Here is a 14,168-nt window from a genome sequence, read left to right as displayed (position 1 = left end):
CTGCAGGGTATGGCACCACCACGACGAGCGGCACCTGCCGGTGGCACGCGCGAACGCCTGAAAGCAGCGACCTGACCCCGCACGCTCGTACTGGTTCTGGAGATCCACGGACCGTATGCTTCGGGCGTGTCACAGCCGGGATCCCGTTTCGTCGCGGCGCGGTTGCTCGTGGTCGGGCAGCTTTCGATGGTTGCGCTCTATCTGGCGGGCGCGGTCGTCCCCTACCTTGTGAGGTTCACCTTCCAAGGGACCGATCACTGCTCGCTGACGACCGGATGCCAGGCGCCCGGCGACGTATTCGGCGGGCCGATGTTGGTGCTGCTGATTCCAGCCATGGTCATCACGATTGTGGGACCGATGACCGCGGTCCTCTTCCTGCTGATGTCGTTCACCTCGCTGGCCAGGTGGCGTCGGGAGATGTCCGACGCGCTGCGGCGCTGGGTGTTCGGGGCGGCCGGGCTCACGCTGGCCTTCCTCGTCTTCACACTGCTGCCGCCGGGCCGGCTGCTGCTGAACTGGGTGCTGGACTGATGACGAACGGACTGTGGCGCACACAGCTGGCCCTGGTGTGGGCTTTCGGGCTCGCGGTTTTCATCTTCCTCTTCGGGCTCCTAGGCGGGCCGCACGGCGGGAACAGCAACAGCGTGTACGACATGGTGTACGCGCCGCTGGGTGAGGGGCAGTCGGTGCGCGGCTCCCTGGCTCATCCGTTCGCCTGGTTCACCATGCTCGCCATGGCGGTGGCCTGGCTGGCCCCGCTGTTCGCAGCGTTTCTTGCCTGGCGGGGCCGGCGCGCGCTGAGGGACGAGGGAGAGCAGGCACTGCGGGACCGGATCGGAGCCGGCACTGTCGCAGCATTCGTCATCGTGGCGTCCTACCTGACGCCGGTCGGCTGGACGCTGGTCTACGGGCTAACACGCTGGACGATCATGAACATCTGGGGCGAGGGCCCGGACGCGGCACAGTTGGGCTGAGCGGACTTCCCCGGGAAGCCCTGCCGGAACTGAGAGAGGGCATGATGCCAGTCACTCTCATCCCTCCGACCGTAAGGCGAGCGGCCTCGCGGATCGGGCTCGTCGCAGCCGTAGTCGCGGTGGCCTACGCAGCGGGCGTCATACCGACGCCCGCTCGGGTCGCAGTGGACCACTGCTACGTCACCTACGACCAGTTGGAGAGGCAGCAAAGTCGGTGCGTGGGGCACTGGAGCCGGGTGGGTCTGATCGCTTCAGGACCGGTGCACGGCTCGCCCGTCAGCACACGGTGGCAGGTACTGACCACGGATCCGGACGAAAACTACGAATGGGAAGTCACCGTCCCCGAAACCTCGCGTCATCACACCGCCCTCACTGTTCTGAGGATCGCATGGGTTACCCCGTGGTCCATACAGGTCCTGCTCACGGCTCTCACCGTCACGGCAGTTGCCTATCTTGCTTGGACAACCGTCGGCCGGCTGCGACGACTGCCCGGTGCCGGCCGGTCCCGGCGTGACCCCCGCCGCCCACCCCGGGCGGCGCGAGGATCGGTTGGCCCGCGGAGGCCCGCCACACCACCCAGTGGGGAGTCGCTCGCCCGAACGGCGAGGATCCACAACACCCACCGCAAACCTGGTGAACGTTAGTGGACACCGCACTGGACATGATCGTCTCGCCATTGCTACCGGCGTGGGGATGCCAGGAGCGGGTCGGAGGACCGTCGCATCAACTGCGATCGTCCGACTTCCTCCGTGAAGCCCCATCGTCGGTAGAACGGCAAGAGCTCGGGCTGGCAGACAAGCTCGATGCTGCGCACCTGGGTCAACCGGGGGGTCGTTGACGATCGCGTCGAGCAGCATGCGGCCCACACCCGAGTCTCGGGCATGCGACGCAACGATCACGTCGAGTACGACTGCCAGGTAGACGCCATCCGTGAGAACCCGGGCGAACCCCACGAGCCGATCGGCTGACCGCTGGACCAGGGCGAAGACCAGATCGGAGGCCGTCAACATCGCCGTCACGTCGTCTGGGCTCCGCTCTGCGGTCCACCATTCCGAGGCGAACAGCTCCATCAGCTGCGCCAGGCGGTCCCCCTCGACAGCGTCTCTGACGTCGAGGTCCGAACGATCCACGGCGACAGCTTGCCAGGCTGATGACGACTCGGGTATCTAGGCCGGCCATCAAGCATGTCCTGGGAGGATTCACTGTCAAGCATGTGGTGGGACTAATGGCACGTGGATGGCACGCAAGTTCTAGCCCGGATCGAGTGGGCTGTGTCAAGGATCTTGGACAGTGCCTCGTGGGTTTGCTGGTCAGGCTGCGATGCGGGTCTGGGATTCGGTGAGGGCTTCGGCTGGGGTGCGGTAGTCGAGCGCTGAGTGCAGGCGCTGGCGGTTGTAGAAGATTTCGATGTATTCGGCGACGGCGAAGCTGGCGCGGGCGCGGGTGTCGAAGCGTCGCCGGTGGTACATCTCGTTTTTGAGGGTGGCGAAGAACGATTCCGCGGCGGCGTTGTCCCAGCAGACGCCGGTGCGTCCGACGCTGGTGCGTATCTTGTTGGCGGTGCAGAACCGGGCGAACTCGGCCGAGGTGTATTGGGCGGATTCAACTGGTCGTCGCAACACCTTGTCGGAGAGGTGAAGCGATGGCGTATGGGCTGGGGCAGAAGCGGGTTCGGGAGTATCGGGGTCAGATTCCTTCGCCGGGACGGCCGACGGTGGCGTGGCGTGAGGACCGGGTCAGGTTCTGGGCTGCGATCAGTCGCGGTGTGATGACCGAGGACGCGGCCGCGGCGGCGGGCGTGTCCTCGCCGGTCGGGTTCCGGTGGTTCCGGCACGCTGGCGGCGTGAATCCTGCGTTGCCGCCGAGGGTGTCGGGCCGCTATCTGTCGTTCAGCGAGCGCGAAGACATCGCTCTGTCGCGGGCGCAAGGCATGGGCGTCCGCGAGATCGCACGCCAGCTCGGCCGGGACCCGTCGACGATCTCGCGGGAGTTGCGGCGCAACGCCTCGACCAGGACGTACCGCCTGGATTACAAGGCTTCGACTGCGCAGTGGCATGCTGAGCGTCGAGCCCGCCGGCCGAAGACCGCGAAGCTGCTGGCCAATGAGCGGCTTCGAGAGTACGTCCAGCAACGGCTTGCGGGTGCGATCCGGACAGCGGGCGGCCGACTGGTCGCTGGGCCGCAGGGCCCGCAGTGGAAGGGCCGCAACAAGCCTCACCGTGGTGATCGGGCATGGACTATCGGATGGAGCCCGGAGCAGATCTCCCGCAGGCTCAGGGCCGAGTTCCCGGAGGATGAGTCGATGCGCATCAGCCACGAGGCGATCTACCAGGCGCTCTACGTCCAGAGCCGCGGCGCCCTCAAGCGCGAACTCGTCACCTGCTTGCGGACCGGGCGGGCGCTTCGCGTTCCCCGGGCACGCGCGAAGCAACGCGCGTGGGCGCACGTCACCAGCGACACGCTGATCAGTGAACGTCCCGCTGAAGTCGCGGACCGTGCCGTGCCCGGGCACTGGGAAGGGGATCTGATCATCGGTTTGCAGCGTTCCGCGATCGGGACACTGGTCGAGCGGACGACGAGGTTCACGATGCTGATCCACCTGCCTCGTGAGGACGGCTGGGGTGTGATCCCGCGGACGAAGAACGGGCCGGCTCTCGCCGGCTATGGGGCGATCACGATGAGCAAAGCCCTCGCCGCGACAATCACCCAACTGCCCGAGCAGCTCCGCAGATCGCTGACGTGGGACCGCGGCAAGGAGTTGTCTGCGCACGCACGCTTCACGGTCGAAACCGGCGTCCCGGTGTTCTTCGCCGACCCCCACAGCCCCTGGCAACGCGGCACCAACGAGAACACCAACGGGCTGCTGCGGCAGTACTTCCCGAAAGGCACCGACCTGTCCAGATGGAGCGCCGACGAGATCAACGCCGTCGCCCACGCCCTCAACAGCCGACCCCGGAAAACCCTCGACTGGAAGACCCCAGCCGAAGCCCTCGACGAACACCTACGATCGCTCCAACAACCCAGTGTTGCGACGACCGATTGAATCCGCCTTGACAGCCGCGATCGCTGTGGAACACGGCGCCGGGGCGTAGATGTCCGTGTCGTTTCGCCATGGCGAGGGCGTCGATGACGAGGCTGGCGCGCATGTGGTCGGCGGTCTGCCAGCCGACGACCATGCGGGTGGCCAGGTCGATGACGGTGGCCAGATACAGCCAGCCCTGCCCGGTGCGCAGGTAGGTGATGTCGCCGACGAGCCGGGTGCCGGGCTGGACGGCGGTGAACTCGCGGGCGATCAGGTCGGGGCTGGAGACCGGCTGCTGGCCGGGCACGGTGGTGCGCTTGTAGGCGCGTGGCTGGCAGGCCTGCAAGCCGAGTTCACGCATCAGGTCGGCGACCAGCCCGACGCTGCAGGCGATGCCCTCGCGGTTGAGCGCCGCGGTCACCCGCCGGCACCCGTAGGTGCCCCGCGAGGCGTCGAACACCCGCCGTACCTGCTCGGCCAGCTGCCGCCGGCGGGCCGTGGTCGCGGTCTCGGCCCGGTTACGCCAGGCGTAGAACGTCGAGCGGGGCACGCGCAGCATCCGGCACATCCACGCGACCGGGTAGGTGGCCTTCTCCGCGTCGATCAGCGCGCACCGCACCGCTACGGGTGCGTCCGGGCGAAGAAGGCCGCGGCTTTTTTTAGAAACTCGTTTTCCATCCGCAGCCGGCGGATTTCTTCTTCCATCTCCTTCACGCGGGCACGCTCCGTGGGGTTGACGGGCTGGTCCGGCTCCGGGTGCTCACGGCGCCACGCGTTCACCCAGTTGCCCAGGGTGCCGTCATGGATTCCGAGTTCACGAGCGACCACGGCGATCGGTTTCCCGGTCTCGATCACCATCTGCACGGCCTCGGCCTTGAACTGCGGACTGAACCGACGACGCTGCTCGGGCATGGACTCATCCTCTCAAGTCGGAGGACATGTCCAAGATCCTTGGTACACCTCAGAGAAGACCGGGGAGTCCTTCTATGGGCCGTACACGCCGGTCGAGGAGCAGTGGGCGGCCGAGTACCCGGCCGGGACAGACTCGTCGGATCCCACGGCCACGCTGCACCCTGTCGGTGATGGCACTCTGTGCGGTCATCGATGAGACCAGGTGACGGTTTACCGGCACCAATTCGACCCAGCCCGGAAGCGTTGACCAGCACGGGTGACATTGGTCGACCTCTGCATGACGGGGAAGTTCACCGCGCTGGGAGGGCTGCGCGCATTTGGCTGAGCCCGGCGTCAGCTCGTCGTCGGCTTCGGGTTCCTGGCTGAGGATTCCGCGGTGACCACCACCTGCGAGACATCGATGTGCACGGCTTCGGCGGTCCGTGCGCGCAGCAGGTCGAAGGTGGCGCGGTCGATGGCCGGTCCGACGTACGTGGCGCGTACCCAGTTGACCCAACGTTTCTGTGCGTCACGGTGCCGCCCGCTGGCGGAGCCGTTGAGGCGTATCCCCTCGAGGTCGATGACCGGTGGCATTCCGTTGCCGGAGACGGCGGGGCCGGTGGCCGACACGGTGAACCACAGGCCGGGCACCTCGACGACCCGCGCGTCTTGCACGCCGTCGAGCTTGCGCAGGTTCGCGGCGGCGTGCTCCAACTCAGCTCTCGTGACCGACTGATCGATGGCGATGGCCGGGCCACCGACCGGAGCGTCGGGAAAGACCGTCCGCAAATCGTTGAGCTGGGAGAAGTCGTGATCCCCCGGGCCAAGCGCGGAGAACACCGCCGTAAGGAACTCGTTCGTGGAAGACACGGCCGACGCCGTGCGTCCCGCGTCAGGCGTCCAGGTCAGGATCGGGATTTCTGTCCAGTACTCGCGCAACGACGGGTCGAGGGCGGTGGCCGACGCGGCCGGCCGCGGGCGGTCCTCGTCCCGGTCAGGCCCGGCACCGGTGACGGCCGCCACCCCGATCGCCAGGAAAAGCACGACCCCGAACACGCCGGCCGTCGCGACCTTCGCGGTACGGCGGCGCCGTGCCAGACCCTGGACCAGGTCGCACGGCGGCACGATCGCCCGGCGCGTCGCGTCGTCGGCCGCGTCCCGGAGCATGGTGTCCAGGCCGGGCAGCGGGCTTTCCAGGGCAGGCTTCCCGGCCACGGGGCTTTCGAGCTCGCGGCTCTCTCGGTCGGGGTATTGGCGTTCAGGCATGACGACGCTCCAAGGTTATGATGTCGTCCGATCGGTCGGACCGGCCCGGCGTGCCGGCCCGCGGCTCGCCCGCGAGGGGCGTGGAGCCGGAGTCCGGCCGGCTCCACGGATGCGAGGCATCCGCCTCGTCGAGGATCTGTCGCAGAGCGGACCGCCCGCGCGACAACCGGGCCTTGACCGTTCCGGCTGGCACCCCCGTCTCTGCGGCGACTTGATCGACGGACCGATCGCACAGGTGGTGCAGCACGATCGCGCGCCGCTGCTCCTCGGGCAGACGTTGCAGGGCCGCCACGATCAGCGGAGTCTCGACGCCGGGCGCAGGCACGTGTGGAACCGGCCCGTGGCGCCGCCACGCCGCCAACCCGGACCGTGCGGAGCGCCAACGGCTGACCGCGATCCGGCGGGCGACGGTTCTGATCCACGCCTCCGGCTCGTCCCCGTCGGCGAACCGGCGACGTCTGCTCCAGCCTCGGACAAACGCCTCTTGAACGGCGTCCTGCGCCTCAGCAAAGTCGCCGGTCAGCAGATACACCTGACCGACCAACCGCGCGAACGCCGATGCGTAGAAGGCCCGGTAGTCCTCCTCTGTCACGCCGACCCCACTCTCCTCGGTGGCTGCTCCTCCCACTCACGCAGCAGAGCGACGCCACGGTTGCACCGGATCGAGAAAATGTCCGGGGGCTGGTTCACCCCGGGTTGACGATGCTTGCCTGGGGAGGGGGCGGGTTGATGATCACCCACTCCCATGCCGGGTGGGCCGTCGTGCCAACTGACGCGCATCGCTGCCATCCGGTCTGCCGTCGGCCCGCCCACCCGTGGGAGCTGGCCGGCGACATCTCGCTTACCAGGCGCTTTCGGCGAGAGTCGGTTGCGTCCGCTGACGTCCATTGGGTTCGGGCCGGAGGCGACAACCTTACGCAATCGTGCGGAACGGGTGAGCGCCATTTTCGCGGCTAGCAGCGAGCTGGCTCGGCTGCCTGCCTTTCTCTAATCATCGCCCCTGCCGCTGTCGGTGCGTGTTACGACGACTGCACCAAGGCATCAAGCGGACGGGTGATCATGTGGAACAGTAGCCTCGCCGAACCGAAGCCCGCCGGCGCTCATCCGAAACAGGCGACGTTCCTCGAACTCTTCTTCGATTTGGTGTTCGTGTTCGCGCTGACCCGGATCGTCGCGCGGGCGTACGAGAACCTGGCCATCGAGCCGGGCGGAAGCGCGCTGTCTCGGGCGCTGCCCGGCGCCGGCAAAACCCTTCTGCTGCTGCTCGCGCTGTACGCCCTCTGGCAGGGCACCGCCTGGACGACCAGCCGCTACGACCCGGACTCGACGGCCATTCAGGTGGTGGTCATGGTGGCGCTCGGAGCCGGCCTCGTGATGGGCGTGACCATCCCGCGGGCCTTCACCGGGTACGCGGAGGCCTTCGCGTTTGCCTACGTCATCGGCCACCTCACCCGGCCGCTGGTGCTCCTGCTCGCCCTGCGGGACCGGCAACGCCGACTGCTGAAAGTCCGGATGCTCATTACCTACTGCGCCACGGGCGTACTCTGGATCGTCGGCGGGATCATCAACGGCCTGAGCCTCATCCCACTATGGATACTAGCCCTCGGAGTGGAGTACGCCGCTGGGCGCTTCGGCTGGCCGACGCCGCGGCTGGGCCGCTCCACCATCTCCCGCTGGGATATCGCGGGCGAGCACCTCGCCGAGCGGTACCACCAATTCTTCCTCATCGCCCTCGGCGAGACGATCCTGGTAATCGGCCTGACCTACAGCACCGGGCCCTTCGACCGGGACCATACGGCCGCCTTCGCCGCCGCCGCGTTCACCTCAGTGCTCCTCTGGAGAATCTACTTCTACCGCGCGGGCCACATCCTCTCTGAGGCGATCACCAAATCGAGCAACCCAGCCCACCTCGCCCGGTCAGCCGCCAACTCACACCTGGTCATGATCATCGGTGTCGTGGTCACCGCCCTCGGGTACGAGATCACGATTGAAGACCCCTTCGGCCACGCTCCGCCAACCTGGATCGCGCCCATCCTGCTCGGCCCGGCCCTATTCATCGCTGGCCGCGCCCGCTTCGAATACGAGGTGTTCGGTCGGGTCTCCCGCGCGCGCGTCGTCACGCTGATCGCGCTGATCCTGCCCTACCCGGCACTGCTACCCGCCCCACCGCTAGCCGCCACGATTGTCACCGCCGTCGTGCTTGCCGGAGCGGCGGCCGCCGACGCCCGCCGCGCGTGGAACCTGCCCCCGGAACCCGCTAAACCACCCATTTAGGCATGTTCGGGTCGGTGTCGCGTCGGTGAGCTTCGGCTGCTCGTTTGGCTGCTCGGCCTCGCGACGGCACGAAGAAGGCCCAGGTCGTGATCGGCGATCAAGCCGGTGACCTGGGCCTTCCAATGGAGTCGCCTGACGGAATCGAACCGTCGACCTACGCATTACGAGATCAAGATGCCGCCTCCCATGACCTGGACGCATGGGGTTCTACGCGAAGGAGCTGCGACCCCGCCCGGGGGAGTCGGCGTCAGACGATGATGAACTCGCCGACGAGCCCGAACGCTGAGAGCAGGCCGACGACGGTGAGGCCGACCGTCGCCGCGGCCGCGGTGCCGGTCCACCAGCGCCGGTCAGGCCCGGGGCCCAGCGCGATCCAGGCGAGTCGGCGAAGCCGAGTCCCTCCAGCAGGAACCAGGGTTCGTTGAACAGCAGGTCCTGCAGGTCGGTGGTCCGAGTGTTGATCGAGGCCCAAACCGACGCCCGATACTCGATGTGCAGCAGGCCGGGCAGGCTGAGGATCCGCTGGGTGGCGTTGATCAGCGCATGCATGACGCAACCAACTGCGACCGTCCAGCACAGCCCGAGCGCCGCCCGCCACACCACCCCCCGCCGTTGCCACAATGGCAGGATCGCGAACGGTGTCACGGCGGCGACGACCAAGATGATTACCGCGGCGGCGTTGATGAGCCGAAACTGAGCCGGGTCGGCTGGCCGACCGGGGAGGAACCAGGTACCGCCGGCCGCGTAGTAGCCGCGGTATCCCGTGTAAAACAGGCTCCATAAACTCACTGCCGTGCTGGCCAGCACGAGCCGGCGGCTAGGAGCGCTACCCACGTGGCCGGATGGCTGCGTACGATGCACCGCCCGAACGTACTCAGGTGCAGTGGCACGCCTACGCCACCTTGCTGGTCACCGACGGCATCCCGGCCAACCTCGCCCCCTGTGTGCCCACACCGCCGGGCCGTCTCGCGGCGTTGGCCCCGTCGCGGTCACTGCTGTGTGCCGCTCGCCGTGGCGTCGCTGACGGCTTCGACTTCCGGGTCGCCGTGCGTCGAGGATACGGAGCTGTTGCTGGGCGATCCCGTCGTGCCCGATGAGGTCGTGCGGTCGCGGTGACCGTTCAGCCGCGGCGGCGGCCGTCGCCCGCGCGGGAGCGGGGGAAGGGCGGGCCGACCGTCTTCACTGACCGAGCTTTGCGACTGTCAGCAACACCACCGCGTCCTCGTGGGCGACCAGGCGGTGCCGCTCCGGTGGCACGACGATCAGGTCCCCCTGGCGTCCGGTCCAGCTTGCCGCGGAACCGATCAGTTCGACCCGCCCCCGTAGCACCAGCACTGTCGCCTGGCCCGGGTTCTCGTGCTCGCTGAGCTCGACCCCGCGACGCAACGCGAGGATCGTCTGTCGCAGCATCCGTTCATGTCCGCCGAAGACAGTCTCGGCGCTGCGACCGGACCCGGATGCCGCCGCCCGCTCGCTATGCTCGCGGGCCAGCGCATCCAGGCTGAGTTTCTGCACCTGTCGCCCACCTGTCTGTTCAACCGGAACGACGCCACCGCCTCGGCGGATGCCGGAACGTCGTACCTGACGGCGTCGGATAGGGCGAGAATACCGATCTCGAGCCGCCAGCCGGTGTGGTCGGCGGAAGTCGTCAGCGCAGCCGTAGGGGCGCCGTTGCATTATCGGATCGACGGACGTGTTGAACCTGTGCCGGGTCTGCGGTCAGATCGCGTGGGTGAGTTCGGTGAACGCAGCGGCGACCCGCAGAGCGGGCGGGGTGTCGACGGCGAGTTTTCGTAGTGTCCGCGTCGGAGGTTCTGCATGAACGCGTTGAGCTGGCTGTGATCAGCCTCGATCGGGTTGGTCGCGTACTGCTCGACGTGAGGCTACGCGGACGGGATCAGCTCATCCAGCACCCTGGGGTAGACCGCGACGGCGTCGGTGACCACCTCCGCGGGTGTCACCTTCAACGCCGACAATGCTCGTCGGACGAACCGTCGGGCCGCGCCGGCGTCCCGGCGAGCCGACACCAGCACGTCGATGACCTGCCCGTACTGGTCGACCGCCCGGTACACGTATCCGGCGGGGTCCGTCCGTGTCTGCGACCTCGGGCGACCGTCCGCGCCCGGCGGCCGGCGGCTGCCCACGTCCCGGCCCGCTGCTGTCACGGTTGCTGTCGACAGCAGGTTTGGCTGCTCGACCTCGCGACGGCACGAAGAAGGCCCAGGTCGTGATCGGCGATCAAGCCGGTGGCCTGGGCCTTCCTATGGAGCCGCCTGACGGAATCGAACCGTCGACCTACGCATTACGAGATCAAAACACCCGCGCCGCCGACCTGGGCAGATGGGCGTCTAGCAGCGGAAACGCTTCTCGATATCTCCCACCACTCCCCCGCTGTCGGTCGGCCTCTTGCGGACTAGATGCGGACTGCGCGGGTCGGGCGGCACGGAGCGTCAGTTTGGAAGGACGAAGATCATCGCCAGCTATCACGAGGTGGTCCAGGTCACGGCGGGAGGCGTGTGACCGTTCGTGCCCGCGGGTGACCATCGGGGGTACCGGCTACTGGCACGAGGATGGCACGGTGACCGGAATTATGAGATCAAACTGTCCGTCCCGCCGACCTGGGCGCGTGGTGGTCTAGCAGCGGAATGTCCTCCGTACTTTTCACCGCTCCCTCACCGTCAACGGGCCTCTTGCGGACTGGATGCGTACCGTTCCGTTGACGCGGCGACCCGCAGCATTCAGTGAATTGCCCATACATCCAACTGATGATCCAGACGACGGCGATGCCGGCCGCCGCTATGTAGACTGCGGCGATCAGGAGCAGATCAGGACTGAGCAGTTTGCTCACGGATGCCTCCAGGGCAGGGGGCTACGGATGGTGGCGGCGAGCGGAGGGTTAACAGTGACGAAACGGTGCCATGTGCACGGCACCGTTTCGATCAAACTCACAGCGTACGAATCAGCCCGTGCGTGATTCCGTCGAGTTCTCAGCCTCCGGCGACGCATCAAACGGCGGCGACCCTGGGGTTTCGGTGTTCATGGAGGCGGTCGGGAGGGGCCCGCTGAGGGTTGAGCGGTCGACGACGCAGCGGGGGCCCGGCTGCTGATACCGAACGAAATTAAGCGTCGGCTCACTCGCGCCATCGGTCAGTGTGGATCCGGGAACTAGGATCAGCACTTGTCCGGCGGGGATCAGTGCGGGTCGGAGCTTCACGAAATTGTCCGGAACTGGCGGGTCGACGTCGAGATAGCTACGCCCTGACACCACGCTGTACGCGCTACTGAGACTCTCAGGAAGGACTGTGCCTCGGTCCTCAGCCGGGCAATCAGCAGCGGGCGTGGGTAGCATGATTACGGCCGGTACCCCGGCCTGACGGAGAGTTTCGTTGGCGGCCGCGGGGTCATCGAGGTAGTTGACGGTCACCGTGATGGTTCCGTCCTGACCTTCACTCACCGCATAGGCGGGTGAAACCGGCTGAGCCAGGGTCACTGCGATTGCGCTGACCGCGGCTGCCATCGTGAACGCCCCTGCCATAACCAGCCGCCGGTGCGTCGTACGGCGTTCTGCCATCACCGGACTGCTAGTTGCCTTGCTATGAGGAAGCTCCTCGGCTCGCTGCGCCACATTCTGCCGCAGTTCCATCAGGAGCCGATCTTCGAAACGCGCTGCCTCGAAATGCTGCTGCTTCATGATTCCACCTCAAGAGCGAATGCCAGCTGGGAAGGGTGTTCGTCACCACGCACGGCTAGTTGATCGCGAAGGAAACGGCGTGCTCGATAAAGCCGTACCCTGGCAGCAACACCGCCGATTCCGAGTGCTCGCGCGGCCTGAGCCACGGTCAGCCCGTCGAGGGCAACAAGCTCAAGCACCGCTCGTTCGCCATCCGAGAGCTGGTCCATCGCCCGATAGAGCACACGCGACTGCCGTTCGGCGTCGATGCGGTGCTCCAGCCGGGCATAGTCCTCGTCATCGACGAACCGACGGCCGGCCAATCGATCCGCGGCCCTACTCTCGCGTTCGCTTCGGCGGTACTCCGACGCGGCAGCTCGCCGCGCGATTCCATACAGCCAGGCAATGGGCGTCCCCCGATCGGGGTCATAGGTTGACGCGGAGTCAATCGCAGCCAGGAAGACATCAGCGGTAAGGTCTGCCACGAGATACGGGCCTGAGACGCGACGTGCCAGGAAGCTTTGCACCGCATCGATGTGCTGCCGATAGAACGCCTCAAACACGGCTGGATCGATGCCGACACGCGTCACGTCGATCTCCTGCCCGGATGGATCATCAACCACTCGTTGCCACCTCCTCTCGTCATGCCGAATTGGTATACACCCGTACTTGGTCGGAGCCGACAAGACTGTTACCTGAAGATCCACATCCGGGTCGCCGAACCAGACGAGCCATGCGACAAGAGCGCCCCCAGGGGTAGATGAGGTACGGCGGAGCGGATCTCCTCGTCGGGCAGTCGTAGACCGTCCAGCCTCCCCAGACCGGGACAAGGTGGAGCGCCTCACCAGCCGAACGACCTTGGCCCGGTCTGGGGAGGCTGGTAGCCCTTGTGGTGCCCGATGAGGGGATCCGCGGCGGCATCTCTGAGGAGGGCCGGGGTTCGGGGCGGAGCCCCGAGGTCTTCAAAGATCCTGCGTCTGTCAGCGTGGCCGGCCGGTCCGGCCGATGCCGGCCGGAGGTCGCCAGCAGGCCGGGGCCGGGCCGGCGCGGCCCGCTTGCGGGCCGCCTTGATCGACCCCGCTCGGGCGCGGGTGACCGTGGGCGCCTGGGCGGCGCAGTGGATGGCCGCTCAAGTGCAGCTCAAGCCGTCGACCCGTGCCCGGTACGAGTTGGCGCTACGGCGGCAGATCCTTCCGACCTGGGAGGACATCCCGCTTTCGGCAGTCTCGTACGCGGAGGTAGCGGCCTGGGTGCAGCGGCTCACCGCCTCCGGCCTCGCCCCGGCAACGGTCCGGTACGCGCACCGGGTGCTGTCGCTGGCCCTGGCGCACGCCGTGCGGGACGGCCGGATGTCCCGGAATCCGGCAGATGCCGTCCGGCTGCCTCGGGTCGTGCGGGAGGAACCGGTGTTCCTTGACCACGACCAGGTGGCGAGGCTCGCGGAGGCGTGCGGGCGGTACGGGCTGCTGGTGCGGTTCCTGGCTTACACCGGGCTGCGGTGGGGTGAGGCGTCGGCGTTGCGGGTGTCGCGGCTGGATCTGCTGCGGCGTCGGGTGACGGTGGCGGTGGCGTTCGCGGAGGTCGGCGGGGAGCTGGTCGAGGGCACACCGAAGAACCATCAGCGCCGGTCGGTGCCGATTCCGCGGTTCCTCGTCGACGAGCTGGCCGCGCACGTCGCCGGCAAGCGTCGGGACGCGCTGGTGTTCACCGCTCCGAACGGCGGGCCGCTGCGTAACACCAACTTCCGGTCGCGGGTCTTCGCGCCGGCGGCGGCGTCGGTCGGGCTGGCTGGGCTAACTCCGCACGACCTGCGGCACACGGCGGCGAGTCTGGCCGTGGCGGCGGGTGCCAACGTCAAGGCGGTGCAGCGGATGCTCGGGCACGCCTCGGCGTCGATGACCTTGGACGTGTACGCGGGGCTGTTCGGTGACGACCTGGACGCGGTCGCCAACCGGCTGGATGAGGCGGTCAACGCACGGGACAAGGACTATTCAAGGACTCGGCCCGCCAGCGGCGACGTGATCGACCTCGGGAAACGGCGAAGCCCAGGCCGGTGACCTGGGCTTCTGTA

Annotated in this window: 13 protein-coding genes and 3 pseudogenes; 5 read left to right on the top strand and 11 right to left on the bottom strand. The window is 67.4% G+C overall.

The window, feature by feature from the left end; all coding sequences use genetic code 11:
- The first annotated feature begins 126 nt into the window (after positions 1–126).
- On the top strand, positions 127–531 hold the full coding sequence (locus GA0070624_RS06485) for a hypothetical protein (protein ID WP_091337535.1): 405 nt from the start codon (positions 127–129) through the stop codon (positions 529–531).
- Positions 531–974, top strand: a complete 444-nt coding sequence (locus tag GA0070624_RS06480; RefSeq protein ID WP_091337533.1) for a hypothetical protein — start codon at positions 531–533, stop codon at positions 972–974. The genes GA0070624_RS06485 and GA0070624_RS06480 overlap by 1 nt, the downstream gene beginning before the upstream one ends.
- Positions 975–1,225: 251 nt before the next feature.
- On the opposite strand, the gene GA0070624_RS36770 is transcribed toward GA0070624_RS06480, so the two are convergent.
- On the bottom strand, positions 1,226–1,984 hold the full coding sequence (locus tag GA0070624_RS36770; RefSeq protein ID WP_425413540.1) for a GNAT family N-acetyltransferase: 759 nt from the start codon (positions 1,982–1,984) through the stop codon (positions 1,226–1,228).
- A 300-nt stretch (positions 1,985–2,284) separates the two neighbouring features.
- Positions 2,285–2,566 (bottom strand): annotated as a pseudogene (locus tag GA0070624_RS06475) (integrase core domain-containing protein); the annotation flags it as partial.
- A 50-nt stretch (positions 2,567–2,616) separates the two neighbouring features.
- Here GA0070624_RS06475 and GA0070624_RS06470 point away from each other — a divergent pair.
- Complete coding sequence (locus GA0070624_RS06470; RefSeq protein ID WP_091337528.1) at positions 2,617–4,017, top strand: IS30 family transposase; 1,401 nt, start codon at positions 2,617–2,619, stop codon at positions 4,015–4,017.
- Here GA0070624_RS06470 and GA0070624_RS06465 read toward each other — a convergent pair.
- The 4 genes and pseudogenes from GA0070624_RS06465 to GA0070624_RS06450 all read right to left on the bottom strand — a co-directional run.
- Positions 3,914–4,615: an IS3 family transposase gene (locus GA0070624_RS06465; RefSeq protein ID WP_091337525.1), complete on the bottom strand. Its 702-nt coding sequence runs from the start codon at positions 4,613–4,615 to the stop codon at positions 3,914–3,916. The two genes, GA0070624_RS06470 and GA0070624_RS06465, sit on opposite strands and share 104 nt — an antisense overlap.
- Before the next feature lie 2 nt (positions 4,616–4,617).
- Positions 4,618–4,908 (bottom strand): transposase, encoded by a 291-nt coding sequence (locus GA0070624_RS06460; protein WP_091337523.1) that lies wholly within the window; start codon positions 4,906–4,908, stop codon positions 4,618–4,620.
- Positions 4,909–5,241: 333 nt separating this feature from the next.
- Positions 5,242–6,153 carry a hypothetical protein gene (locus tag GA0070624_RS06455; protein WP_141714942.1) on the bottom strand — a complete coding sequence of 304 codons (912 nt, stop codon included), beginning with the start codon at positions 6,151–6,153 and terminating at the stop codon, positions 5,242–5,244.
- Between the two features lie 118 nt (positions 6,154–6,271).
- Positions 6,272–6,745 (bottom strand): annotated as a pseudogene (locus GA0070624_RS06450) (SigE family RNA polymerase sigma factor); the annotation flags it as partial.
- Between the two features lie 467 nt (positions 6,746–7,212).
- On the opposite strand from GA0070624_RS06450, the gene GA0070624_RS06445 reads away from it, so the two are divergent.
- Positions 7,213–8,427 (top strand): low temperature requirement protein A, encoded by a 1,215-nt coding sequence (locus tag GA0070624_RS06445; RefSeq protein ID WP_091337518.1) that lies wholly within the window; start codon positions 7,213–7,215, stop codon positions 8,425–8,427.
- 207 nt (positions 8,428–8,634) lie between these two features.
- Here the strand turns inward: GA0070624_RS06445 and GA0070624_RS06440 are convergent, their stop codons facing one another.
- The 5 genes and pseudogenes from GA0070624_RS06440 to GA0070624_RS06425 all read right to left on the bottom strand — a co-directional run bounded on the left by GA0070624_RS06440 (position 8,635) and on the right by GA0070624_RS06425 (position 12,720).
- Entirely contained in the window at positions 8,635–9,234 is a 600-nt protein-coding gene (locus GA0070624_RS06440; RefSeq protein ID WP_091337516.1) for a hypothetical protein, read from the bottom strand.
- A 372-nt stretch (positions 9,235–9,606) separates the two neighbouring features.
- Positions 9,607–9,942: a cupin domain-containing protein gene (locus tag GA0070624_RS06435; RefSeq protein WP_091337514.1), complete on the bottom strand. Its 336-nt coding sequence runs from the start codon at positions 9,940–9,942 to the stop codon at positions 9,607–9,609.
- A 204-nt stretch (positions 9,943–10,146) separates the two neighbouring features.
- A pseudogene (locus GA0070624_RS35565) lies at positions 10,147–10,502 on the bottom strand (DDE-type integrase/transposase/recombinase); the annotation flags it as partial.
- An 884-nt stretch (positions 10,503–11,386) separates the two neighbouring features.
- Positions 11,387–12,118 carry a hypothetical protein gene (locus GA0070624_RS33790; RefSeq protein WP_141714941.1) on the bottom strand — a complete coding sequence of 244 codons (732 nt, stop codon included), beginning with the start codon at positions 12,116–12,118 and terminating at the stop codon, positions 11,387–11,389.
- Positions 12,115–12,720, bottom strand: a complete 606-nt coding sequence (locus GA0070624_RS06425; protein ID WP_245718680.1) for an RNA polymerase sigma factor — start codon at positions 12,718–12,720, stop codon at positions 12,115–12,117. Before GA0070624_RS06425 ends, GA0070624_RS33790 begins: the two co-directional genes overlap by 4 nt.
- A 498-nt stretch (positions 12,721–13,218) precedes the next feature.
- Here GA0070624_RS06425 and GA0070624_RS06420 point away from each other — a divergent pair, with 498 nt between their 5' ends.
- Complete coding sequence (locus tag GA0070624_RS06420; protein ID WP_218105120.1) at positions 13,219–14,154, top strand: tyrosine-type recombinase/integrase; 936 nt, start codon at positions 13,219–13,221, stop codon at positions 14,152–14,154.
- Positions 14,155–14,168: the final 14 nt, after the last annotated feature.

It is taken from the genome of Micromonospora rhizosphaerae (assembly GCF_900091465.1).
In the GTDB taxonomy this organism is placed as follows: Bacteria; Actinomycetota; Actinomycetes; order Mycobacteriales; family Micromonosporaceae; genus Micromonospora; species Micromonospora rhizosphaerae.
Note: the sequence above shows the minus strand (reverse complement) of the source record. Positions and strands in the feature narration are given on the sequence as shown.